A 26,030-nucleotide genomic window follows, 5' to 3' on the forward strand; every position below is an offset into this window, starting at 1 on the left:
AGTTTGTTATTTATTAATAATAATTTTTTTAGTCACATCAACATCTTCAGAGGTTACTTTAACCAAGTAAAAACCATTACTTAAATTAGAAACATCTATTTGATGAGGTGAGCCAACCTTTGTCATCACTTCTTGTCCATAGGCATTAAATAACTTAACAACTGCATCGTTTGAAACCGATAACTCCACATAATTAATAGTTAGTATTGGCGTGGTTACTGGATTAGGGTACAATAATAAATCATGCTTATTTTTTTTTAAATTGCTTGTACTTAACACGCCTTGTTCATATACTTCTTGAATATATGAGGGGTTTTGTGAATCAAGGTCTCGATAGAATTGTCCAGTAATGTTCAGTTCTCCATTGTTCATGCCACCTATACCTGTAGCTGGTCCAAAGAAATAATACCAATTATAGCGCTCGATAAAATCAGCTCCTTCAAGAACTTCAGTCAAGCCTTTTATATTAGCATAACCTTGGTCTACTGTAAGATTTGCAGATCCAAAATTGGGGTTACCATAGTTATACTCTGTTACCCATATTGGAAGGTCATATCGGTCATGAAGACCTTTGAAACGCTCTAAAAATGCAGACTTTGAACGACGTACATAGTCATGTGCTGGAATAAAATCAACACGGTAACCACGTTCTATACACGCGTCCATAAATTCTTTAATCCAAGCACCATCGTTAAACGAATCATTCGTTGTACTATATTGTACATTCTCAACACCTGGAGCTCCTAATCTAAGACCAGAAGCTAGTAGTTTAGGATAAGCCTCTAAAGCCTCTTCTACCGTTAAGTTTGATTGATTTATGTTATCAGGTTCATTAAAAGCCAAGAGATGATTGAAAGACATATTCTGTCCAATTGCTTCCATATTTTCAAGCGATGTCCAATTATCACCCTTACTCCACGACATTGGGACAAATTCAACTCCACTTGATTGCTGGTCATTTAAGCCCCAGCTATAGTGCCATGTAGTATTATAGTTATCAGCAGTACTCCATTTTATATCTCCTCCTAAACTTCCTTTTTTACCTACAGGAAACCAAGGACTCACACGTATGAATGAAATAGAACGCTGCAAATCGGCAGGCAAGTTAATTTCTAGAGCATCATCTTGAGCAATATATACTTTACTAAAACCTAATCCGTTGATGTCTTGCGCAAAAGTAGCCATATATCCTTTTTCTAATGTAAAAGACACCGCCCAATCTTCATAAGCTCCTAAACCACCATTGTAATAACCACAATAAACTTCGTGTTCTTCTCCTGAAAAATTATAACCATCATAGAGTTTAAGTACAGGGTCGTTTACTCTAGAATCTTCAAAAATGTCTTGTGCAGTTTGAAGTTCTGAAATTGAATTGTCTATTACATTAGATGCTGAATCACAATTAGCAAGTACATTATTAGCACTATCAATTGCTAACTGAAAAGCATCGGCAGCAGATTGCGGATATTGATTATAAATAGTACCTATAGATGCAGAAGTGAGTATGTTTTCTGCTGCATTTACATTAGTTTTTAATAATAAACGATTTTCAGCTCCACTTAACAAAGAGATATTATCAAAATAGACTTGACCATTATTATTGTACATGTAAAGCAATTGAATATCAATTTTAGCTATGTCTTCGGCTTCTTCTAAAAAAGGAATATCTGTAGTCATTAATTCTCCATTTACATAAATCTCAACTTTTTTAGTAGTAAAGTCTACCCGAGTAGAAATTGTAAAAGGCGTGTTTGCTGGAAAGCTTATTGCTGGTACTCCTTCTGTAAAACTGCTCGGAACCCCATTTGCCATAGTTGCGGCATACTTTATTTTTGCAGTTCCAAGACCTAAACCAATACTAGATAAATAGTCTCCTGTAGATGAAATTAGGTGTATTTGACAATTTAAAGCAGCACGAGAAGCTAATACATCAAAAGAAAAAGTAGAATTCTCAGATGTTGGTGAAAAAGTATGATAAACAGAAGGCATGTATGTATTGTGGTTAAATTTCAATTTACCAGCTTCAGTAATTACTCTTCCAGAAGTATTGTATTCTGTCCAATCTGATGGTAAAGCTCCTGCTTCATCAAATGTGTTGTCTACTGTTATTCCACAAGTATTCGTTTGAGAGAAACTTTCAACAACAAAAAAAAGAGCTATTACATATAGTAATTTTAGTTTCATATATCTTTAAATTTTAGTTTAACACTTAAAAACAAGTTTTTATCTACCTCTAAAACAAAGTAAGTGTTTACAAGGGAATTAAAATTCTCAATTAAGGTGTCTATTTGTTGCTAAAATTTTAAAGAATTACCTTTCATCAAAAAAACATTTACATTAATCGATCGTTAGTTAATTATCAATTCTGGTTGATAAATTTTATCAATATTCACTATTTTTAATATCAAATTATTGAAAACAGTATTTTACTTTATAATCTGTTAGTTCTAAAAACTAAAGTCATTAAAATATCTATTTAGAGCTTTATGAAAAAAAATGTAACTTAGGTCTTAGAAAATTTGTCCTACTTTTTGTTGCAAGTCTACAAACAGAATAAACTCAAAAGAATATAAAAACAAAAAAGGTAGCAATCTAAAATCACTACCTTATTATTTATTAATTCTGTAACACTATTTTAGAATGTTACATGACATACTACTGAACAACAATTTTCCCTCTTTCTATAGATTTAATATTTTGATCGTTTATATAAGTGGCTTGAAAAATAAAAATCCCTTTTTGTTTTCCTGATGGGATCCATGCTTCCTCCATATTGGATGTTGTGAATATAAGTTTCCCATCTAAACCATAAATATTCAAAGTATAATTAGACCTGTTTTCTAATAATGTTAGTGGTTCAAAATTAAGGTTTGATGAATTAATTAGACTTGGAAATGTAAGTTTCGATGTTGCTTGAACCTCAATTTCTTTTGAGTTAGAACTTTTTGATTGGCTACCAAATCCTAGGCTATTTTCATCAACGGCTGTTAATTTCCACTGTACAAATGGACCATTCCAACTACTTTGACCTACTGAAACTTCTTGAGAGTTATTTATATTTAATCTTGTGTTAAGTTGTTTATTCTGAATGAACCAGTTATCTCCTATAGGTATCATTTCCCATTGTACCAAATTACCAGTAAACGAAGAATTTATGATTCTAACAGAAGCCTCATCATTTAAAGTAGTAGACATTGCTTGTAACTTTTTTCCATTAGCAACATTTTGTACATAATAATAACCATTACCTGCATCTACAATATCCCAAAATCCTTTCCATCCAGTTTCATTTGTTCCTGAAGTTATTACATCTGTAGCAGCATCATTAGTTCTTAATCTTACATTTGTAGCAACATGATCGATATAGACCCTATTAGGTTTAGGCTCATTTATCTTAAATGAAACATGGGTAAATGAACCTGTTGGTATGTCTAGTAAAAATTGATTCTGATTCTCTTCTACGGATTCTATAATAAAAGATTCTCCTGCAGGCTGATCATCATCATCCCATCGTGTTACACTTATATCACCATCAATTGTAAAACCTTCTAGAATTTCTACAGGGTATTCTTCGTAAAAAGGTGGTGTGAAACTTGTATTACATGGGCTTACAGCATTGATAAAAAACACATTTACTTCATTATCTCTTATATATGCTCTACTATGAAGTTTCAACCTACTTATTACTTCTTCTCCATCATGATCTAACATTCTTATAGGTTGTGAACCAATCAATGATTCAGTATAAGCTCTCATTATATAATGTCTTGGTGAATTACCTCCAGATAAAGGATAATCCCACCAGCTTACTAGATCTAATCCAAGATCAGTCCAATCAAACATACATCCAATAGCATATTCGGAAGTCCAGATATCTGATTCTTTTTCATAGTCTAAACTACACCTAATTTTATCCCAATGCGCTTCAGTAGCCCATGCTTCACGATATTTATCACTTTGAGCTAGTTCATATTCGTATTTTAAATCTGGATGATTGGTTGCATTATGGTGATTTAGGTAATAGTGATTCCCAAATACATCAAATCTATCTTCTCCATTAATGTCGTATAATTCATCTAAAGGCCCATTTTCTCCTAATGGCTTATATAATTCTGGAGCCACAATTCTAGGTACAACATAACCAAGACTTGCTGTTCTTGCTCTTAGTTCATCAACAGCTATCTTAAAATCTTCAACATCCATTCTAGCAGCTTCTTTATCAAAAGCAAAAGCATCAATTGTATGTCCTTTTCCATGCATAAACTCAATAAAATCAACAACTAATTGTGCATATTTTACAGGATTAGCTACAGTTGGTTCTTCTGTTGTTACCCAATCAGGAAAATATTCTGTTTTATCAGAAGTATTTACTTTAAGACCTGCAAAAATCATAAAAGGTTCAGTACCATTATAAGATGCTTTAGCATTCTCTATAGATTCTAAAACAGTTGTGTAAACACTTTCTACTACCACACCTTCTTCTGGATGTCCACCATAATAATCGCCACAATATAATGGAACTCTAAGGCTGTTCATTTTAGCTTCACCAAAAGCTGTTTCTGCATTACCGATATTATTTAAAGATCCAGGGTTATGATTCATATCTAACATATGGTATTTTGTAACCCTACCGAATTTTTCGAGCGGATTTATAGTCGCTTTATTAACAGTTTGTCCATAATTGTTGTTAATGGTAAAAAAAAGAACAATTAAATAAAGTAATTTTAGTTTAATTTTCATGTTGGGTAAATTTTAAGTTAGTTTATAATTATACTTTGTATTATATTGATAATAAATACAAATACTCTTTAAAGTAAATATTTTTAAACGAAGTAAAAATCTCAATTTATGGGTAGAATTGTTGTTAAGAAAAAAGTAAGATAATTCCTATTATTGGTTTAAAACAATATATGATATATGTTTTCCTAAATCAAAAGATCAATTTGTAGCTAAAGGTTTTAAATCTCTCTTTCTACCAAAAACATGGAGATTAGCTGCTAATTATTTTTTAATTCTTATAAATAAATCTTATGAGACCCCACCGTTTTTAATATCAAATTATTGAAAACAACATTTTACCTTAAGAGCTTTTAATTCTAAAAAAAAAGATGTTAAAATGTTAATTTACAATCTTATAAAGTCAAAAATGTTACATGGATTTATAAAACACGTACACTTTTGTTGCAAGTCTGTAAACAGAATAAAACAAAAAAGGTAGCAATCTAAAAATCACTACCTTATTATTTATTAATTCTGTAACACTATTTTAGAATGTCACATGACATACTATTGAACAACAATTTTCCCTCTTTCTATAGATTTAATATTTTGATCGTTCATATAAGTGGCTTGAAAAATAAAAATACCTTTTTGTTTTCTTGACGGGATCCATGCTTCCTCCATATTGGATGTTGTGAATATAAGTTTCCCATCTAAACCATAAATATTCAAAGTATAATTAGACCTATTTTCTAATAATGTTAGTGGTTCAAAATTAAGGTTTGATGAATTAATTAGACTTGGAAATGTAAGTTTCGATGTTGTTTGAACCTCAATTTCTTTTGAGTTAGAACTTTTTGATTGGCTACTACCATCTACTTCTGTAAAAGTAAAAGACACCCAACCTCCTGCACTAGCACTAGTTACCATTTTTACAAGACCACCACTGGTAACTTGTAATCTTCTTCTTTGTGAATCTGCAAGATCTGGAAGTGTTAAATGATAAGTACCAGTAGAAAAACCTGGTGTAAATTCAAAATAAGTCCAAGATCCACTTGATCCTGTACTTTGCATATCTGCAAATTCTGTAAGATCAGTTCTTAGTCTTGGTTTAGATCCTCCTGCCGCACGTTGTATATGGTAATAGCCATTTCCTTTTTCAACAAGTTTCCATTCTACATCATCTCCAGTAGTATTTGTAGATGTTGTATAAGCATCTTCACTCTCACCTGTAGATGCTAGTCTTTTATTAACATCAGGACAGTCAATGTAATATGCTTTATCTGTACTAAACTGCTGCTGCCCTTCATATTCTTCTTGAATATATGAAGGATTTTGTGATTCAAAATCTCGATAGAATTGTCCAATAATATTCAGTTCGCCATTGGTCATGCCACCTATTCCTGAAGATGCCCCAAAGAAATAATACCAATTATAACGTTCGATAAAATCAGCCTCTTCAAGAACTTCTGTCAAGCCCTTTATATTGGTATAACCTTGTTCTACTGTAAGGTTTGCAGATCCCATATTTGGATTACCATAGTTGTATTCTGTCACCCATACTGGAAGGTTATATCTATCATGAAGGCCTTTGAAACGTTCTATGAAGGCAGATTTTGAACGACGTATATAGTCATGTGCTGGAATAAAATCAACACGGTAGCCACGTACTACACATGAGTCCATAAATTCTTTAATCCAAGCATCATCATGAAACGAATCATCTGTTGTACTGTATTGTATATTCTCAACACCAGGAGCACCTATTCTAAGACCAGAAGCCAATAGTTTTGGATAAGCTTCCAAAGCCTCTGCTACCGTCAAGTTCGATTGTCCCGAATTATCAGGTTCATTAAACGCCAAGAGATTATTATAATTCATATTCTCTCCTATTGATTCCATATTCTCTACAGATGTATAATTATCTCCTTTACTCCATGCCATTGGAACAAATTGCACTTCTGGAGTGTTTTCAAGACTCAAACCCAAGCCCCAGTTATAATGCCACGTCGTATTATAATTATCTGAAGTCGTCCATTTTACATCCCCTAAACTTCCTTTTTTAGCTACAGAATACCAAGGACTGACACGTATGAATGAAATAGAACCTTGTAAATCATTAGGCAGGTTAATTTGTAGAGCATTATCTTGAGCAATGTATATCTTGCTAACACCTAAGCCATTGATGTCTTGTGCAAAAGTAGCCATATATCCTTTTTCTAAAGTAAATGATACAGCCCAATCTTCATAGGTTCCTAAACCACCATTATAATAACCACAATAAACTTCATATTCTTCACCTGTAAAATTAGATCCACTATACATTTTTAATACAGGGTCATTAACTCTAGTAGCTTCAAATGTGTCTTTCGCTGTTTGTAATTGAGTAATTGTGCTATCTATTAAAGAAGAAGAAGCATTACAATTAGAAAGCACTGTATTTGCTGTGTCAATTACCGGTTGAAAAGTATCTGCTGCAGATTGTGGATACTGATTATATATCGTTCCTATAGATGCGTTATTTATTAGGTCTTCTGCCAATGCTACAGCACTTGTTAGTTGTAATCGATTTTCCTCTGCATTAAACAAAGACATATTATCAAAATAAAACTGACCATTATTATTATACATATAAATTAACTGAATATCAATTTTAGCAGCATCTCCAGCATCTTCTAGGAATGGAGTATCAACCATAACAAGAACTCCATCAATATAAAAATTAACTGTATTAGAAGTAAAATCTATTTGAGTAGAAATAGTAAAGTTTGTGTTTGCAGGAAAACTTACAACAGGATCTCCTTCTATAAAACCACTGGGGGCATCCCCATCCATAGTAGTCGCAAATTTTATAGTTGCGTCTCCTTTACCCAATGCAACACTAGATATATATTTCCCTGTTGAAGACAATAAATGTACTTGACAATTTACAGCTGCACGTGTAGCCGATACATCAAAAGAAAAGGCAGAATTTTCAGATGTTGGTGTAAAAGTAGTGTAAACAGAAGGCATTGTTGAATTATGATCAAACTTTAACCTGTCTGAGTCTAATGTAACTCGACCAGACGTGTTGTATTCTATCCAATTTGATGGTAATGCTCCAGTACCATCAAATGTTTCGTTTATAATTGTTCCACAATTATTATTTTGTGCAAAATTGTTAATGGTAAAAAAAATGACCATTAAATAAAGTAATTTTAGTTTAATTTTCATGTTGGTTAAATTTTAAGTTTAGTTTGTATTATATTGATACTCAAAATAAATTTTGAATATTCTTTAAAGTAAATATTTTTAATGAAGTAAAATTCTCAATTTAGGGGTGAATTTGTTACTACATGATTGTAGCGTACTTTATATTTTCTGTTTGAATATTTGCAAAAAATGATAAATATTTTCCTGTAGATGACATTAAATGTATTTAACAGTTTACAGAAGTATGCGTTAACAAACCATGGATTTGAAATCCATAGTTTTAAACAAAAGAATGAAATTCTTTTCTGAGAATAGCTTGTCATTCCTAATGCTACAGAAAGTAAAATGTATTTTACTTGAATGTATATAGCGTAGCTAACGAAGAGGAATCTCATTATTATAAGATGTCTCAAAAGTTTATAGAAACTAAAGTAACTGAAATAAAATTACAGGGTTTTATTACAATATAACCCATTTTCTTTCATTATTTACAAATGAGTAAATAATTTCAACATTTCTGTTTAACTGCTCTATTCAAGTTCATACTCTTAATCTATTTAGTTCTAAATCAAAAAACGAAACAATATCTATTTTTGATTATTTAATAATAAATTTTAGCGAATTTGAAGTTTGATTTACAGATATTTTTAAAATATAAATGCCACTTTTAAATGCCTTAGTTTCAATACTAATTATATTATCTTCAATAGTGTAAACTCTCTTACTCAATATGATCTGTCCTAGTTGATTCATTATTTGAACGTCTACTTTTTCAGAATTAAAATTTGATTTTAATTGAAGATTATCGCCTTTTTTAACAGGATTAGGGTACGCTTTTATTTTATCGCTACTGTTAATATCTATAACACTTAGACTTTGTTCGCTAAGTTTTCTGTTTATAAAGTTTACCATTTCAATTAAAACATCTTCATATGCTGGTTTTCCTGGGTTAAAAAACGCATGAACTTCTCCTGGATAAATTACAGCTTCTGCATCTCCACCTTTGGCTTTTATTGCATCTGCAAATAATGTACTTTGTGTGTGGGATATTGTTGTGTCTGCATCACCATGCATCATAATTGCAGCAGGAGGTGTATTGCTCAATTGAAAAATAGGAGAGTTGGCTGTTTCGCTAGGTACATTTTGTTTATACCAATTACCTACACCAAAATCACCTGCATCATTTACAAAATCATAAATACCATTGAATCCAATATAACCTAAAACGCCCTCATATCGTTGTGCTATCAATGCTGCTAATGGCGTACCCGCAGAACCGCCGCTAAAAAAGACTCTTGTCATATCAAAGTTGTATTGTTCGGCATTTTCTAAAGCCCATTGGTAGGCTGTATCTACATCATCTAAAGCTAAAGAGAAAGTTCCACTAGAACCTGAACATCTGTAAGATACTCCTAAAGAGGCAACGCCCAAGTTTTCTGCTAAATACTCTCCTTGAGGAGAATAAGATGCATCGGAAGCTTCTGGAGAACCTCCAGCCCAACCACCACCGTGTACCCAAATGTGTACAGGAAATTTTTTGGTTGTATTTTCATTGATGACAGGAGTTGTTAACCTTAAAGGTAGTTTATGACCTACAATAGGAAAGTCTACAGTAGCTATTGGTTCATCTAATTGATAACTTACATATTCAAAAGTTTTTTCAGCCTCTACAATAAAATTATAGGTATCTCCTTTAGCCAAAGCAATTGAAAGATCGTTAGTAGATTTAAGACCTTCTTGTATTTGTACCGATACCAACCCATTAGCTGGCCAATTCTCAGTTGGGGTAAAAGTAAGAATATTAGAAGGAGATAAAACCCAATTACCAGAAGCTTCAGTATCACTCTTATTCACATAAATTTTTGGGTAATCAGAGTTTTCATCTATAGATTGATCAAATGTAATTACAATAGGACTATCAGCAGGTAAGCCTGTTTTATCTTCTGGAGAAACTTCCCTAACGGAAAATTCTGGAACAACTAAATCATTATAATCAGTTGCTAAACGATTATATTCATTTTGAAAGTCAACATCATTAAGTGTACCGTCATATAATGAAAACTCTACCATTTCTGTATGAGAATAAGTTTTTGCATCTCCTTTGATTGCAAAAAGATTGAATCTAAGGTCTTCGTTGCTAGGAATCATGGTATCATTAATTTTCCCTACAGTAATGATAGGAGATGTATTGTCAAAATATTTATAGTTTCCATTTGCATCTATCTTAAATCCAAAAAAGAAAAATCCATCTATAGGCACAGTACCTAAAGTTAAACGTCTATAGTTTCCAGTTTTAGAATAATCTAAACAAACTCTACCATCAGAAGTTCTTATTAATCTAATTCCTGTAACAGTACTCCAAGTAGGGATACTATAATTACTAACTAAAGAAGCTTCTTTATCTCCACTATTTTGATCAAGTACACTACCCACATAAAAAATACTATAAGCTTTGTCTGAAACATAGCCTCCGCTTCCTTCTATTTTAAGAAAAGAACCATCTTTATTAAAACGAACAGTAGTTTTTCCTGGGTAAGTTTCATGAGATTGTTCAGCTCCAAGATTAGTGTCGCTTTGCGTGGCATCTGGGTAGCCATCAATTTGATTTTCCCAAAGTGTAACAGATCCTAAATTATCTGGAACTATTCCTTTAGCATTCTCTAATAAGACTACTTGTGTTTGACTGAACCCAGTTAAACTAGATAATATAATGACAATAATAAGAGTGTTTAAAATTTTCATATTTTTTTTATGTTTATAAAAAAGAGACTGTTTTTATAGTTTCAAACCTTCAAAAATTTGAATCATTTCTTTTAATTTTTGAGGGTTTTCTTTTGCTAAGTTGTTTTGTTGACCAATATCTTTTTTAAGATTGTATAGTTTGTATTCTAAAGAATTTCCTGTTTCAGTTCCTACTTTTTTATTGATAGTTTTTCCTTTATATGGTGGAATCATAATCCAATCGCCACTACGCAAAGCAGTATGAGATTTAGCTTCAATTATTAAATGATCACGACCTTTTTGAGATTCTCCTAATAAGGTATTGAGTAAGTTTTTACTATCTGTTGTGCTTTCATCTATATCTACAAGATTCCCTAAGGAAGCCAATAAATCCATTTGGCATACAATAGCATCAGACACATTAGGTTTGATATGATTTTTCCAGTAAGTAATAAAGGGCACACGAGTACCTGCCTCAAAAAGACTGTATTTACCACCACGCAAACCGCCTTTAGGATCATGATTTCCTAATTTCTCTACGGCTTCATCGTAATAACCATCATTTAAAACAGGACCATTATCGCTAGAAAATACAATTAATGTATTTTCTAAAACGCCTTCTTCTTCGAGTGTTTTTATAAATTCACCAATACACCAATCAGCTTCTAAAATAACATCGCCTCTTGGTCCCATACCAGATTTTCCAACAAATCGAGGATGCGGTGTTCTAGGTACATGAGGTTGTTGCATGGCATAGTAAAGAAAAAATGGGTTGTCTTTATGTGTCTTTATATAGTTTTTTGCTTTTCCTAAAAAATGATCGGCCATATCTATATCACTCCATTTTGCGGCTTCTCCACCTTTCATATATCCAATTCTTGGAATGCCATTTACAATACTATTATTATGTCCATGATGCCATGCCATAGTTAGCATTTCTGGATTTGATTTTGCTGTAGGTTCCCCTTTAAAATTCTTTTTATAATCAACTTCAATAGGATCGTTTTTGTCTAGGTTTACAACATGACCATTTTCAATATATACAGTAGGCACACGGTCTTGTGTAGCTGCTAGAATATAAGACGCATCAAAACCAACTTCATTAGGACCTGGTTTAATCGTTTCGTTCCAGTTTACATATCCAGAACCTAAACCTAAATGCCATTTTCCTATAATAGCTGTTTGATACCCTGCTTTTGATAGCATTTTAGGTAACGTTTGTTGTTTTGTATCTATTAATAATGGTGCATTACCTGCTAATATTCTTGCATTTTTATTTCGCCAAGGATACATGCCTGTTAGCAGCGCATAACGACTTGGGGTACAAGTAGCAGAAGAGGCATATCCATTAGTGAATTTCACACCTCCAGTTGCTAAGGCATCTATATTTGGTGTTTTAATTGCTGTTGCTCCATAACAGCTTAAATCACCATAACCTAAATCATCTAAATAGATAATGACAATGTTTGGTTTGTTATTTTTAGTATCAACAGCGATTTGTGATTCCTTTGTTTCGTTTTTACAACTAAAACTCACAAATGCGATAGCTACTGTTAAAAATAATCTGTAAAATTTATGTCTCATTTTTTTATTTTAAACCAATTGTCATTGTAAAGTGATTTACGTTTCCTTCTGGGCTGGTGTAAGAAGCTACATAGCTATTCTTTTAAATAAATAGCCATCATTACCTTTCCTTTATTATTTATAGAACCATTAGTTAGATTTATTGTATTCCAAATATTATACATAACTAATCCATCAACTTTAGCCGCCACAGCCTTTTCAAGCCGTGTTTCTCTACTATTAGATTCCGAAATGTTATGATTTACTTCCGAGTCCCAGACAGGAAAATTATTTGCTTTTGCTAAAGCAATAAAGTCTGACCATAGTTTATGATGATAGCCTAAATTGTGCGTAGATGCAACGGTTATGTTCTTCTTTATAGAGGTTTCATTCATTACACGAATACTTGCTGGAATACCCCATACGCATGGACCAATAAGTTCGGCTCCATTTACATTGTCTTTAAGGGTATCGTAAATAGTATTCATTTGAGCCAAGCTCCATGTCGCCCCTGGAGCACCATCTTCGTTAAAAGGGTTAATCCATTTACATGCATACTCATTAGCAAAACTTTTAATCCTATTGATTAAAATGGCTGTTTTTGAAGGGTCATCTTTTACTTTGCAAAGCTTGCCTTTTAGCATTTCACATGCTATTCGATGTCCTCCTTCACCTTGTGCTGGATTCGCAAAAATCGGAAACCCTTCTGCAACCGCAAGATTATAAAAATAATCAAACATGGTTTTATTAGGTGTAAGTCCTTCAGCAAAAATAGGAAGGCGTATACCATTTACACCTAAATTCTTCAACCCTTTAATCAAGTATTGAGCTTGCGTTTTTGTTGTAATTCTATTTTGAATAAAGGCTTGTTTTACATCACCAATAACATAATCCATATCATTAGTATAGATCGTTGTTTGGGCACTTACAGCCATAGAAATCATTAGCACAAAAAAGGTTAGAGTAGTTTTTTTCATTTTTGATTTAATTTATGCTTTTAGGTCTCAAAAAATAAGTATTACCTTAAGTACTATATATTAATTCCTTTATAACTCATTGATTATATTGAGCATAAAATAGTCTGTCTTACAAAGTTAGGAGGTTTGGTTCTCTTTAATTTCTCAATTAAGGGGCGTAAATGTTACGTGTAAATGCTTTTTCTAATAAAAAAATAAAAACAAATTTTGAAACTTTTAGTGTGTTTCGATGCGTTTTTAATGCAAGTATTTTTACGACTATCTTAACGAAATTTCATCTTACACAGTTAGTGAATTTTTGATGAAAAAGAACCTCTAGTTTTATTTTAGAAACAAAAATCTACTTGGTAAAATGCAGAAATATGTTGACGATTAGAAGTAATTAGTAAGATTAAGTAATAATTAAAAACCCTTAAAAGTTTATATTAATAATCACTCAAAATATTCAAAAACAAAAGATTACTAATGTTGCATATTGTGACAGTGTGCTTTTTTTGCATATTTTGCAACATATGTGGGTGGTTTTTGACACGCAAAGAAATATGTAAGTTGATATATTTCGAATATATTTTTAATCATTAAAAACATGCATATATCATGTTGGTTTTACATGAGATTAAAATTTACAATAAACTAAAGGATTTACAATAAAAACTAAAGGATAAAATTTAAACAGTTTCTTAAATTTACTTTTATTTTTTTTGACAAAACTAATTACATAAAAACAAAAAACAATGTGTATTAAGAACTTCGTTCTACTTTTTGCTCTTAGTTTAACACTATCGGGGTTTAACAGTAACAATAACCCCAAAAACAGTATAACAGATAGAATTAGTTTTGATGCGAATTGGAAATTTATTCAACAAGATGTATCTGGAGCAGAACAAATTGACTTTAATGATGCTTCTTGGAGAACTTTAAATTTACCTCACGATTGGAGTATTGAAGGCACGTATGATGCAAACAATCCTATGGGAGCCCAATGTGGTTATTTGCCAGCAGGTTTTGGATGGTATAGAAAAACCATTCCTGTTCCTCAAGACTGGAAAGGAAAGCATATTGAAATTGCTTTTGATGGCGTTTTTATGAATAGTACCGTTTGGGCAAATGGACAAGAATTAGGAACTAGACCTTATGGGTGGATTTCTTTTGCTTATGATATTAGTGACATTGTAAAAAAATCTGATACCATCACTTTTGCTGTTCGTGTAGATAATGACAAACAACCCTCAGCGCGTTGGTACACAGGAAGTGGTATTTATGCACACACCTGGATAGACATAAAAAATAATACACACATTGATAGAGATGGTATATTTATAAAAACTGAAGGAGAAAATATATTTATAGAAACAGATGTGTTTAATAAAGCTGAGAAATGCAAAAATGTAAAACTAATTACTTCTATTATTGATGCGGATGGAACAACGGTTGTCTCTACTAAAGACAAAATAAAATTAGAGAAAGATTTACTAGTTAAAACAAAACTACATATTGAAAACCCGAAACGTTGGTCAACCGAAACTCCATATTTATATACATTAAAAACAGAGTTACTTAAAGGGAAGGACATTGTAGATGTTGTTGAAACAAAATTTGGTGTTCGAGATATTGAGTGGAAAACAGAAACAGGCATGTGGCTAAATGGTAAAAACGTAAAGCTGCAAGGTGTTTGTAATCATCAAGATGCTGGAGCTTTAGGAGCAGCTGTGCCCTATAAAATTTTACGTTTCAGAATACAACAATTAAAAGACATGGGGGTAAATGCTATTAGGACAGCCCATAATCCGCAAACGCCAGATTTTTATGATATATGTGACGAATTAGGCATGCTAGTAATGGATGAGATTTTTGATGGTTGGATGAAAAAAGCCAAAAATGATTACGGAGCACATCATTTTGATTCATGGTGGAAACAAGATTTGACCGATTGGATTAAAAGAGATAGAAACCATCCATCAATAGTTATTTATAGTGTTGGTAATGAAACACGAGGCGCTATAGGTAAAGATTTAGTTGCTACCTGTAATCTTTTAGACCCTACGCGCCCAGTAACATCAGGTCACTCTGGTTCAGAATATATGAATGTTTTAGGAGTAAACGGAAGTAGTGAAAAGAAAGGGTATTTAGAAAATTTGAAAACCAAACAAAAAGGAAAAGTTTTTATAGGTACAGAAAATACACATACGTGGCAAGTAAGAGGTTATTACAGAACAAAAACATGGTTTAGAGATGGTTTTCCTAACAAAAACCAAAGACCTTATGCCATTGCAGACTTAACAGAAGAAGAAGTTTTTACACACGATTGGACCGAAGAAGCTGATAGAAAAAACAGAAAACAAATTTTTAATTCAAGCTATGATAATGCTACAGTACGTGTGTCTTCTCGTTTAAATATAGCCCAACTTCGTGATATTCCAGCTTATGCAGGTTCTTTTCGTTGGACAGGTCATGATTATATCGGGGAAGCAGGTTATGTACATGGAGGTTGGCCATTTAGAGCCTTTATGGGAGGTGCTATAGATTTAGCAAATTTCGAAAAAGACTTATTCTATTTATATCAAAGTCAGTGGACAACTAAACCAATGGTACATGTTTTGCCACATTGGACACATCCAAAAGTTGCTTTAGGAACAGAAATTCCTGTTTGGGTGTATTCTAATTGTGATGAAGTGGCATTGTTCTTTAATGATACATTATTAGGAAAACAAAAGCCAGGAAAAAACTGGGAAGATATGCAATGCCAATGGATGGTGAAATGGCAACCAGGAACTTTAAAAGCTGTAGGCTATAAAAATGGAAAAATTGTTTCGGAAGAAATAGTAAAAACAGCTCATGCACCTTCTAATATTAAATTATCCATAGACGGAGAATCTCTTGGAAATAAAGTGGATGATATTGTACAGATTCGGGTTACTACGACAGACAAGGAAGGCACGTTTTATCCATACGGAGAAAATAGAACTTATTTTAATATCCTGGGTGCTGGTAAAATAAAAGCTTTAGATAATGGAAGCCCTGTAGATATAGAGCAGCATGAGGGACCAAATCACAGAAAAGCATTTTACGGACTAACTCGTGCTTATGTAGAGCCTACAAATGCATCGGGAAGTATCAATTTATTAGCTAGTTGTATATTGGGAGAGAAGAAATTAATAACATCTAACAAAGTAAGTATTGATACAGAAATCATTAATTTGAGAGGTGATAAAATAGCTCCTAAAATAGATATTTATTACACTACAAATGGAGACGTTCCAACACAACATTCCCCTATTTATAAAGGTAGTTTTAAAATTGATTTAGAAACCACTGTAAAAGCATTAATAGTTATTGATGGAAAAGCGATCCAAATTTTAGAAGAAACCTTTGGGCAAAACGAAGGGTTTACTTGGAATAAAACATTAGCAGGTCATGGACAAATAGGAGAGCAAGCCGAAGAAGCAACTATCAATAAAGCTAAAATTTTAACAAAAGGAGCAAACTTTAAGGGTAAAGGATATGTTGGTATGAATGAAAAAGGTGCGTCTATATCTTGGTATCAAGAAAATGATGGAGCAACAGGTAATGCCGATTTAAGCATCCGTTATAGTTTTAAAACAGACAACACTTCTGGAACTTATATTAAAGTTACTGTTAATGGTAAGGTTATAAGTAACAAACTGTTTTTAAAAAATACAGATAATAAAGGAAGCTCTTGGAGCAGTGTAAAAATTCCTATTCTAATAGATCGTGGTGCCAATACCATAAAATTAGAAACGCTAGATAATAAAGAACTGTTTATTGATGAGATTACAATCAACTAAACAATAGCACCAATCTATATCAAAAAAACATTCTCCGATTTTATATTGTAAAAGAAAAAACGAAATCACTCCTATGGGTTTCTTGCTCATAGGTTTGCTTTGGTGGATTGGTAGACTGAAAGTCTGTTTCGTTGAATATTGCAAAACTGAATTCCTTTGAATCTAAAAATTCTCCGACCCTTGAGGCGATTCCTATTATTAACGTCAGTTTCGATATACTACAATTTGATAATCAGTATTTTAATGAATAACCCTTGTTATTTCGAATGAGGTAGGAGGAGAAATCTCATCCTTCTGAGATGTCTCGTCGCCCATGCTTCGCTCTGTTGATGTAGCAAATGATTGTTTTTTAAGTAATTAACCTGGTTTTTTGAATATGATTTACATCGAACAGACGCTATTAGGTTCAAGGTGTTAGCCCTTAGGTTTAATACCTTTTATTACTAACTATCACCCGAAACAACCATATAATTTGTTTAGTTCGCTAGCTCTTGTTTAAAAATAAGAATTCATGAATCTTCGATTTAAATAATGATTGGTGTAAATCCAATTTGATAATGACATTCTTTAAATACCTTTCCCGTAAAAATTCGTTGTCAAACAATAAATCGCAGATTGGAAATTCATAGGTTTGTTTTGATAGATTGAAAGTCTGCTTCGTGACATATCTAGGTGTAAAATAATAAATATTGTAAAACTGAATTCCTTCGAATTTATAAAATTTGTGTCAAAAATTTTTAGAAACTGAAAGAGATATGTGTTAAAAAAAACAGCCTTTTAACTGCATTTAAAACTAATAAACTCATAATCTAATTTTAATTAAAAATAAAAGTCTTTTTTGAATTATGAAAAATTAAGGATATTCAAAAAAACAACTATAAAATGAGATATTTCTTAGAATGCTAAGGTTTTTATTACAAATTCACTACCTGCTTATCGCAAATTTACATTTTGGTAACATTTGAACCCCCTAATTGAGAAAATCAAAGCCCTAAAACCTTCTAGTTTTGTAGGTAAAGGGATCCTATGATTTCGATAAAACTAAAAACACTTAAAACTAAAAACACTTAAAAAAAACTTTTAAATCAAACGCTTTAAAAAAATCAAACTTACAACAACTTAAAAAGTTACAACTAAAACTAAAATTTATGAAATTAAAGATAATTACACTTCTCTTATGTTTTTTTAGTCTTGCGCCTCTCTGGTCGCAAAACTATATTCCAGGGATGGTGAAAGATGAATCAGAACTACCATTAGCAGGTGTTAATATTGTAGTTAAAGGCACTTCAAATGGTGCTGTTACAGATTTTGATGGCCGTTTTAAAATTAATGTTAAATCAGGGGAAACTATAACTTTTTCTTATTTAGGTTTCGAGGATCAAGAGATTGTTTATAGTTCTCAAAAGGTTATAAATGTTACAATGAAAGAAAATGCAGCAGCATTGGATGAAATTATAATAGTTGGTTATGGTAAACAAAAGAAAGAAAGTGTTTTAGGGGCTATTAACCAAGTAAAAGGTGGAGAAATAGTAGAGTCGGGAGCAACAAATGTAATTAATGCTTTAAGTGACCTTTCACCAGGTGTGAATATTATTCAAACTACAGGGCAGCCTGGAGCAGATGCTGGAGAAATTTATATTCGTGGTAAAACAGATGTTTTAGTATTAATAGATGGTGTTGAAACTGTAGGAGGTTTTGCTTACTTAAATCCAGATGACATTGAAAATGTTAGTATCTTAAAAGATGGTGCTGCTACTGCCGTTTATGGTATTAGAGGTGCTAACGGTGTTATTATTGTAACCACAAAACGAGGTAAAATAGGAAAGCCTAAAATAAGTATTACCAGTGAAGTATCTGCACAAATATTTGACAGCAAATACAATTCCTTAGATGCCTATACCGCAGAGGGACTTAGAAATGTAGCGGCTAACAATGATGCCGTATATAACATTGGTTACTCTACAGAAGAAGATTTGGCTCATTATAGAGACCAGGATTTACCGTACCTTTATCCAAATACAAATTGGATAGATTATACGTTTGACGATTATGCAACAAATTATAATCAATCATTATCAGTAAGAGGTGGAACTGAATTTGTAAAATACTATGCTTCCGCTGCTTATTATCAACAAAACGATATTACGCAGTCTAGACAATTCTTTGATTATGATCCTGAGCATAGGCTAAAAAGGTATTCATTCCGTGGAAATTTAGATTTTACATTATCTAAAACAACAAGATTAAAAACCAGTATAAGTAATAGGTTAGAGAATGTTAATACAGCAGGACGAAATACAACGGCTGGGTCATATTTAGGTTTGTATACATTACCACCTGGTGGTGGAGTGCCATTTTATCCTGCAGAAGTTTTGGAGCAGTATCCAGATCCATTCTATCCAGGTTTGTCAGAAATTAGATTTCCATTTAGTCAACAAGTTGGTAATGCTTTAGATGGAGTTACAAATCGTAATAAAGCAGTTTTTAATATAGATTTTGAATTAGAACAAGATTTAGATTTTATTACTCCTGGTTTAATGTTTAATGGAAAATACAACTTTGTTAGTAGTAACACTTCTCAAAGACAAACTAGATTTGACACATCTGTAGCTGTTAGGTTAGATAGATATGATTTAGAAAGAGATGGCACCTGGACTTCTGCTGAAGGAGAAAACTATGAACGTCCTCTTGATTTTGTCGAAGGAAATGAAAGTTTATCGACTACCGAAGAGATTGAATACATAAAAGCACAATTTGATTATGCCCGTTCATTTGGAAAGCATGACGTAACAGGTTTAGCAGTAGTTAGTCGTAATAGAAAAATATCTAACGTAGATTTTCCTTTTTATGAAGAAGTTTGGGTTACTAGAGGTACATATAATTACGACAAGCGTTATTTCTTTGAGGTGAGTGGATCATACAATGGAGATGAAAGTTTTGGTAAAGGAAATCGTTTTGAATTGTTTCCTTCTTTTTCTTTAGGAGTTAATTTGGCAAAAGAAAATTTTATCAAAAAACATATTCCTGCAATTAATAATTTTAAAATTAGATATTCTTATGGTGAAACTGGAACAAAATCAGGTTTAAAAATAGCGAATACAAATCCTATAAGATTCAATCGTTGGCAATACTTAGGAGAATACAATACTATAACCCCAAGATCAAATAGAAGGTTTATTTTTGGTGAAGATGGTTCTGCTATTGAAAGCGTTATCACAGAAACTCAAATTGCTAATCCAAATTTATCATGGGCGATAGTTACAAAACAAAACTTAGGTCTTGAATTCGGGTTTTTCGAGAATAAAATATCAGGAGAACTAGAGTTTTTCAAAGACAAAAGAGTGGGGCAAATAGCAAGACTTACATCAGCTAATGTCCCTCTTTATTTCGGATCTACAGCGTCATTACCTTTTGCAAATATAGAAGCTTCGGAAAGCCATGGTATGGAATTAACGTTAACATATAAAAATGATACAAAAGGCGGATTCAGATATTCTATTACAGGTATATATGGATTCAATGAAAATCGTGTTTTACAGAGTGCTACAGATGGAGAAGGTACGCCTGAGTATGCAAGAAAAACTGGTAAGCCTGCTGGTGCTACAGCAGTATTACAAACCGATGGATATTTCCAAAATATAGACGAAGTAGTAAATTACCCTACTTATTCTTCGGGTGTTGGTTTGGGAGATTTAAGATATATAGATTATAATGCAAATGGTACTGTGATAGGGTCTGAACTTGAAGATCAAATTAGATTTGATTTACCAAAATCGCCTCAACATAGTTTTAGCTTAAAATTAAATGGTGCTTATAAACAATGGTCATTAGGTGCTGTAATCAGTGGTATTACAGGGCATAAAGGATTGGTTAATGAAAGTTTAATATATGCATTGCCTGGAGGGGTTGCTGCAGGAAGGACAGATCAATTAGATTACTGGACACCTACAAATACAGATGCTAAATATCCTGCATTACACATAGTTGATAACAATCCTAACCTAGCTGCAGCCACTACAGATAGAATTGTGAATTTAGATTATATAAAATTGAGAAGTGTGAATCTTGGATATAATTTTGACATGACAAATAGTAATAGTATAAGTAATTTAAAACTTTATTTAAATGGGAATAATCTCTTAACTATTTCTGATTTAGGTTATGCTAATCCAGAAGGAAATAATCCAGGTGTTTTTCCAATATTAGCAAGGTTAACTTTAGGTCTTAATGTGACTTTTTAAAAAGAAAAAAAATGAAAACAAAAAAATATACACTATTATTAATCTTAGCTAGTCTTTTTGTAGGCTGTGAAGATTATCTAGATAAAATTGACAATATTGAAGCCTTAACGGAATTAGATATTTTTACAGATGTTAATTTAGCAGAAGATTATTTAGATGCAGGTTATACTTATCTAATAACAGAAACAACAGCAAAATCTAATCAGCCCGATATATTATCTGGCTTGGTCATGTCTGATGAAGGATACCCTGGACGTTATAATAATAGTGTGCAAGAAAGATATCAATCCTATGCAAATGGAGATTATTTATTTCTAATGGATCTTAATTTAGGTGTACAACAAAGAGATACACCAAACTTAGCAGTTAGATATAGTGAGTCATGGAAAGGAATTAGAGTAGTAAACACTTTTTTGGAAAATGTAGACCTTATAGAAAATGCAGATGAGGAAACCATAAATGGTCTGGTAGGGCAAGCCTATTTCTTAAGAGCATTTTATTATCATTTGCTAACAAAAAGACATGGTGGTGTTATATATCTTACAGAAAATTTAGATCTAAATTCAGATTTAGCAAGAGTTAGAGAAAGTTACGAAAGTAATTTAGAGAATATACTAATAGACTTAGAACAAGCCATAGATTTATTACCAGTAAATTGGACAGCAGGTAATATAGGAAGGCCAACAAAGGGGGCGGCTATGGCGTTAAAATCTAGAGTTACATTGTTTGCTGCAAGCCCTCTTGCAAATACCAATAATGATCCGCAAAAATGGGTAGATGCAGCAACTGCAGCATCAGATCTTATTAATTATGCAAGTCAAAATGGACTGTATCAATTGATAGACGCAAGTGATGCCATTAACTTGGATGTAGGGCATGGTGGTGCAGATTTATTTGTTTCAGAACCAGAAAAATTAAACAATTACAGAAAAGTTTTTGTAGGACCAGGAAAATCTAAAGTATTACCTCAAGAAGCTATTTTTATGGAGGTAAATGATAATACTATAGGAAATGGAGGATTAGTTCCGCTTCCTAGAACTTACTTAACTTCAGGATATGATATTGTAAAAGGAAATTTTAATCCAATGAACATTGGAGCAACAGCCAATTTTGTAGAAAAATTTGAAACAAAAAATGGTCTTGCTATTGAAGATGATCCTTCGTATAACGACCAAGAACCTTTTATCAATAGAGATCCTAGGTTTTACAACGCTATATTATACGATGGAGTTCCTTGGATTGTAACAGACTCTGCCCCATTAAACACTAGCGGTGTTGCAGATTTAGCAGTTATAAATGAGAATGGGGTTTTAGGTGTAGATTTACATGACCCAACAAGCCCTGCAAATCAATTATGGCGAGTAAGAAATTCGACAGGTTACCGTATAAGAAAATGGGTGCCAAATGGATTCTTTTTAAGAAATTGTTGTAATGCAGAAGAAGATTTCTATGTCAATAATATGATTTTTAGAATGTCTGAAATCTATTTAAATTATGCAGAAGCAGCAAACGAAGCCTATGGGCCAGCAGGTAAAGCTCCTGGGCAAAGTTTATCATCATTAGATGCTGTAAATGTAATTAGAAATAGAGTAGGTATGCCTAATGTAAATGGTATGTATACAGGGTCTACATCAACTTTAAGAGAAAGGATTAGAAATGAACGTGCTATAGAATTTTGTTTTGAGGCAATGAGATATGATGATATAAGACGATGGAAAATAGCGCATTTAGAAGAAAATAAAAAAGTAGAGTTTTTAGAAATGCGCTGGCAAGGTGGGGTGAGTGCTATTTATCCTACAGGTTTTAGTTTTGAAAACGTAGAACAAGTTAATTTGAAGAAAACGTTTATTGAAAAAAATTATTGGTGGCCAATCCCTAGTTCAGAACTAGAAGCGGTACCCGATTTTGGACAAACAGATAATTGGTAATACGATTTTTAATATTACAAATAGCATATTTTAAAACTATAAAACAAAACAAATGAAAATAAACATAAAAGAATATAAGCTTTTTATTTTCTTCGTATTTACTATTCTTGCTGTCAATATTGGTGTCTCTCAAAAAGCACCATTAAATAGTAGTTTAGAAACAAAAGATTCGCTTCAAATAAAAGCTAATGAGAATGAACTTTTAAAAACACCATTTGGAGTTTTTAATTTAACAAATACAACAGGTAGTGTATTTAGAATTTCTGGAGATGAACTAAGAAAAACCGCAGGCGATAACTTAATTAACTCTTTAAGAGGTAGAGTGCCTGGGTTAAGGATTGTTAGAACAAATAACTCTCCTGATAGAGGTGGCTATTCTTATAGCTTAAATGGTAGAACTCCAAATATTTTAGTAGACGGACAACCAAGAGGACTACAAGTAGATTTAAGAGAAGTAGAAGAAGTTATTGTGCTTGGAGATGCTGTTTTTAATTCTCTATTAGGGAACTTGGGAGATAATGGTCTTATTTATGTTGTTACTAAAGGAGGAAGAAATGTTAAACCAACGGTAGAAGTTAGTTATCAAAGTATTATAAGTACCCCTACACACCTACCAAAACATTTATCTGCTGCAGAATATGCAAGTGTAGTAAATAGAGCATCTAACAATGATGGATTAGGAGATGTGTATAATGCTGAGGCAATTCAGGCTTATCAAAACGGTTCAGATCCTATTAATTTTCCAAATGTAAATCACCAAGATACTTTTCTTGAAGACTTAACAACATCTAATGTAGCATCTTTAAATGTTTATGGAGGTGGTGAAGATGTTAAATATAGTGCATTTATTGGTTACTCAGATTGGAAAGGCTTAGAGGCTGTTGGTCAAAGAACTGATGGTAGAGGTATTACTTTTAGAACCAAAATTAACACTAAATTAAATAAATTAATTACAGCACATGCAAGTGTTTATGGTAAGTTTGTAAGAAATGATCGTGCAGTTATAAATGGTGATGCTATCTTTTCTAGAATAAACAGTGTACCAGCAAATGCCTATCCATTAAAAGTGGCTGATACTGCTTATATTGTTAGTAATCAATTCACGGATAATCTTTTAGCAGAATTAGAAGAAGGAGGTGTAAGAACAGACTACCAGTCTAATCTTATTTTTGATTTAGGTTTAGATTTTGATTTTAACCACTATGTAAAAGGTCTTACATATAGTACTTATGTTATGTCAAGAACAAATAATCAGCATAATCTTGTTGCTAATGCCACACCAAAACTATACACCATAGAAAACTTACAAGACGTTAATCAACAAGATTCTTTAGCATTAAAATTATATCAAAGTGGAAATTCAGATCCAAACACCAATAGAAATGCTGTATCTCTTATACGTTACTATAGTTATGGAGGTAACTTTGCTTATGTTAACGAAACAGAAAGTGGAATACTGAATTTAAATTTGAGTCACCTTTTGTTTTACCAACCCAATAATACGGCTACCGCAAGTGATCAACGTAATTTAACATTTAACCTTAACTCTTCTTATGCGTATAAAAATAAATATATCGCTTATGCTAATTTAAACTCTAGTAGCAATGCTAAGTTTATAGGAAAAAACAGAACTAAATTTTTTCCAACGTTTGGAGCTGGGTGGGTAGTTTCTAAAGAAAACTTTTTAAAAGATAGCAATATCATTGATCATCTTAAATTTAGAGCTTCTTATGGAATTATTGGTACAGAATTCGATAATGGCATACCTTTCTTTTTAGACAGGTGGACAGGAACAAAAGGAGTTCCTAATAATGGTACTGGCTCAATATATTATGGTGTAAACAGTGCAAATCAAAATGAGTTTGTTTATCGTCGGACGATTACAGGTAATGATGATATTGACTGGATTACATCTAAACAACTTTCTGCAGGATTTGAATTAAAATTGTTAAATAAATTGTCATTAGATGTGAATTATTTTAACAATGCTATTGAAGGTTTAATAACTAATACAAATGCGTTTTACTCTGATGCATTAGGAGACGCATCTAGATATTTACCATATATAAATTATTCCGATCTTAAAAACGAAGGCTTTAACTCTAACATTGTTTTTAGAAATAATGATAAATCATTTAATTACTATATAGGTGCCAATTTGGGTTATAATAAGATTACTAATGAAAAAATAGCAGAAGTTCAGCATGTTGAAGAATATAGACTACAACAAGGTAATGATATTTCTAGCATAACAGGATATGTATCTGATGGTTTATTTACCGCGGATAATATAGACAGTGCTTTACCTCAATTTGGAGACGTAAAAATAGGAGATGTTAAATATGTTGATCAAAATAATGATAACGTAATCGATGAAAGAGATCAAAGAGTTATAGGTAATAGTGTTCCAAGAATTAATTATGGAATTAATGTAGGGTTTGAATTTAAAGGAATAAGTTTAGACATTGTAGGTGCAGGTGTTGCAGATTACGACTTAAACCTTACTTCATCGTATTATAGACACAATGGTTTAGATAATTATTACGCCAGTGTGAATAATAACTTACCTAATGGAAATGCAAACCCAAGATTAAGTACTTATACAAGTATAAATAATTATAAAAATTCAGATTATTGGTTGGTTGACGGAAGCTTCTTTAGAATTGCAAACATAGAATTAGGTTTTTCATTGCCTGATTACTTAGTGTCTAAAGGACCTTTTTCACAAGTAAAGTTATTTTTAAGAGGAAACAATTTGGCTGTATTCAGTAAGATAAAGGATTTAGATCCTGAAGATTTAAATGCTGGAATTGGAGAATATCCTATGATGAGAAGTTTAGTTTTAGGAGCTTCTTTTAATTTTTAATAAGATAAATGACAAAA

Annotated in this window: 10 protein-coding genes; 4 read left to right on the forward strand and 6 right to left on the reverse strand. The window is 32.2% G+C overall.

The features are described from left to right. Positions 1-6: 6 nt before the first annotated feature. The 6 genes from Q4Q40_RS04625 to Q4Q40_RS04650 form a co-directional block, all read right to left on the reverse strand. A complete protein-coding gene (locus tag Q4Q40_RS04625) occupies positions 7-2,184 on the reverse strand; it encodes a glycosyl hydrolase (protein WP_303300551.1) in 2,178 nt (725 codons plus the stop codon). Between the two features lie 471 nt (positions 2,185-2,655). Further along, positions 2,656-4,740: a ricin-type beta-trefoil lectin domain protein gene (locus Q4Q40_RS04630; protein WP_303300553.1), complete on the reverse strand. Its 2,085-nt coding sequence runs from the start codon at positions 4,738-4,740 to the stop codon at positions 2,656-2,658. Positions 4,741-5,286: 546 nt separating this feature from the next. Next, on the reverse strand, positions 5,287-7,932 hold the full coding sequence (locus Q4Q40_RS04635) for a glycosyl hydrolase (RefSeq protein ID WP_303300554.1): 2,646 nt from the start codon (positions 7,930-7,932) through the stop codon (positions 5,287-5,289). Positions 7,933-8,508: 576 nt separating this feature from the next. Beyond that, positions 8,509-10,653, reverse strand: a complete 2,145-nt coding sequence (locus Q4Q40_RS04640; protein ID WP_303300555.1) for an alpha/beta hydrolase fold domain-containing protein — start codon at positions 10,651-10,653, stop codon at positions 8,509-8,511. Between the two features lie 33 nt (positions 10,654-10,686). Next, positions 10,687-12,216, reverse strand: coding sequence for a sulfatase family protein (locus Q4Q40_RS04645; protein ID WP_303300556.1), 1,530 nt, complete (start codon positions 12,214-12,216; stop codon positions 10,687-10,689). Positions 12,217-12,290: 74 nt separating this feature from the next. Next, positions 12,291-13,172 carry a hypothetical protein gene (locus Q4Q40_RS04650; protein WP_303300557.1) on the reverse strand — a complete coding sequence of 294 codons (882 nt, stop codon included), beginning with the start codon at positions 13,170-13,172 and terminating at the stop codon, positions 12,291-12,293. A gap of 734 nt (positions 13,173-13,906) precedes the next feature. Between Q4Q40_RS04650 and Q4Q40_RS04655 the strand changes: the two genes are divergently transcribed. The 4 genes from Q4Q40_RS04655 to Q4Q40_RS04670 all read left to right on the forward strand — a co-directional run bounded on the left by Q4Q40_RS04655 (position 13,907) and on the right by Q4Q40_RS04670 (position 26,013). Continuing rightward, positions 13,907-16,978, forward strand: a complete 3,072-nt coding sequence (locus Q4Q40_RS04655; protein ID WP_303300558.1) for a glycoside hydrolase family 2 TIM barrel-domain containing protein — start codon at positions 13,907-13,909, stop codon at positions 16,976-16,978. A 1,148-nt stretch (positions 16,979-18,126) separates the two neighbouring features. Further along, entirely contained in the window at positions 18,127-21,219 is a 3,093-nt protein-coding gene (locus tag Q4Q40_RS04660) for a SusC/RagA family TonB-linked outer membrane protein (protein ID WP_303300559.1), read from the forward strand. An 11-nt stretch (positions 21,220-21,230) separates the two neighbouring features. Beyond that, positions 21,231-23,147 carry a RagB/SusD family nutrient uptake outer membrane protein gene (locus Q4Q40_RS04665; protein ID WP_303300560.1) on the forward strand — a complete coding sequence of 639 codons (1,917 nt, stop codon included), beginning with the start codon at positions 21,231-21,233 and terminating at the stop codon, positions 23,145-23,147. Between the two features lie 52 nt (positions 23,148-23,199). Next, positions 23,200-26,013, forward strand: a complete 2,814-nt coding sequence (locus Q4Q40_RS04670; RefSeq protein ID WP_303300561.1) for a SusC/RagA family TonB-linked outer membrane protein — start codon at positions 23,200-23,202, stop codon at positions 26,011-26,013. Positions 26,014-26,030: the final 17 nt, after the last annotated feature.

This window comes from Flavivirga jejuensis, assembly GCF_030540765.1.
Taxonomy (GTDB): Bacteria; Bacteroidota; Bacteroidia; order Flavobacteriales; family Flavobacteriaceae; genus Flavivirga; species Flavivirga jejuensis.

Excerpts from the sequence above, each read along its gene's own strand:
- Q4Q40_RS04655 (WP_303300558.1), top strand. The coding sequence starts at position 13,907 with ATGTGTATTAAGAACTTCGTTCTACTTTTTGCTCTTAGTTTAACACTA.
- Q4Q40_RS04640 (WP_303300555.1), bottom strand. The coding sequence starts at position 10,653 with ATGAAAATTTTAAACACTCTTATTATTGTCATTATATTATCTAGTTTA.
- Q4Q40_RS04635 (WP_303300554.1), bottom strand. The coding sequence starts at position 7,932 with ATGAAAATTAAACTAAAATTACTTTATTTAATGGTCATTTTTTTTACC.
- Q4Q40_RS04630 (WP_303300553.1), bottom strand. The coding sequence starts at position 4,740 with ATGAAAATTAAACTAAAATTACTTTATTTAATTGTTCTTTTTTTTACC.
- Q4Q40_RS04665 (WP_303300560.1), top strand. The coding sequence starts at position 21,231 with ATGAAAACAAAAAAATATACACTATTATTAATCTTAGCTAGTCTTTTT.
- Q4Q40_RS04660 (WP_303300559.1), top strand. The coding sequence starts at position 18,127 with ATGAAATTAAAGATAATTACACTTCTCTTATGTTTTTTTAGTCTTGCG.
- Q4Q40_RS04645 (WP_303300556.1), bottom strand. The coding sequence starts at position 12,216 with ATGAGACATAAATTTTACAGATTATTTTTAACAGTAGCTATCGCATTT.
- Q4Q40_RS04625 (WP_303300551.1), bottom strand. The coding sequence starts at position 2,184 with ATGAAACTAAAATTACTATATGTAATAGCTCTTTTTTTTGTTGTTGAA.
- Q4Q40_RS04650 (WP_303300557.1), bottom strand. The coding sequence starts at position 13,172 with ATGAAAAAAACTACTCTAACCTTTTTTGTGCTAATGATTTCTATGGCT.
- Q4Q40_RS04670 (WP_303300561.1), top strand. The coding sequence starts at position 23,200 with ATGAAAATAAACATAAAAGAATATAAGCTTTTTATTTTCTTCGTATTT.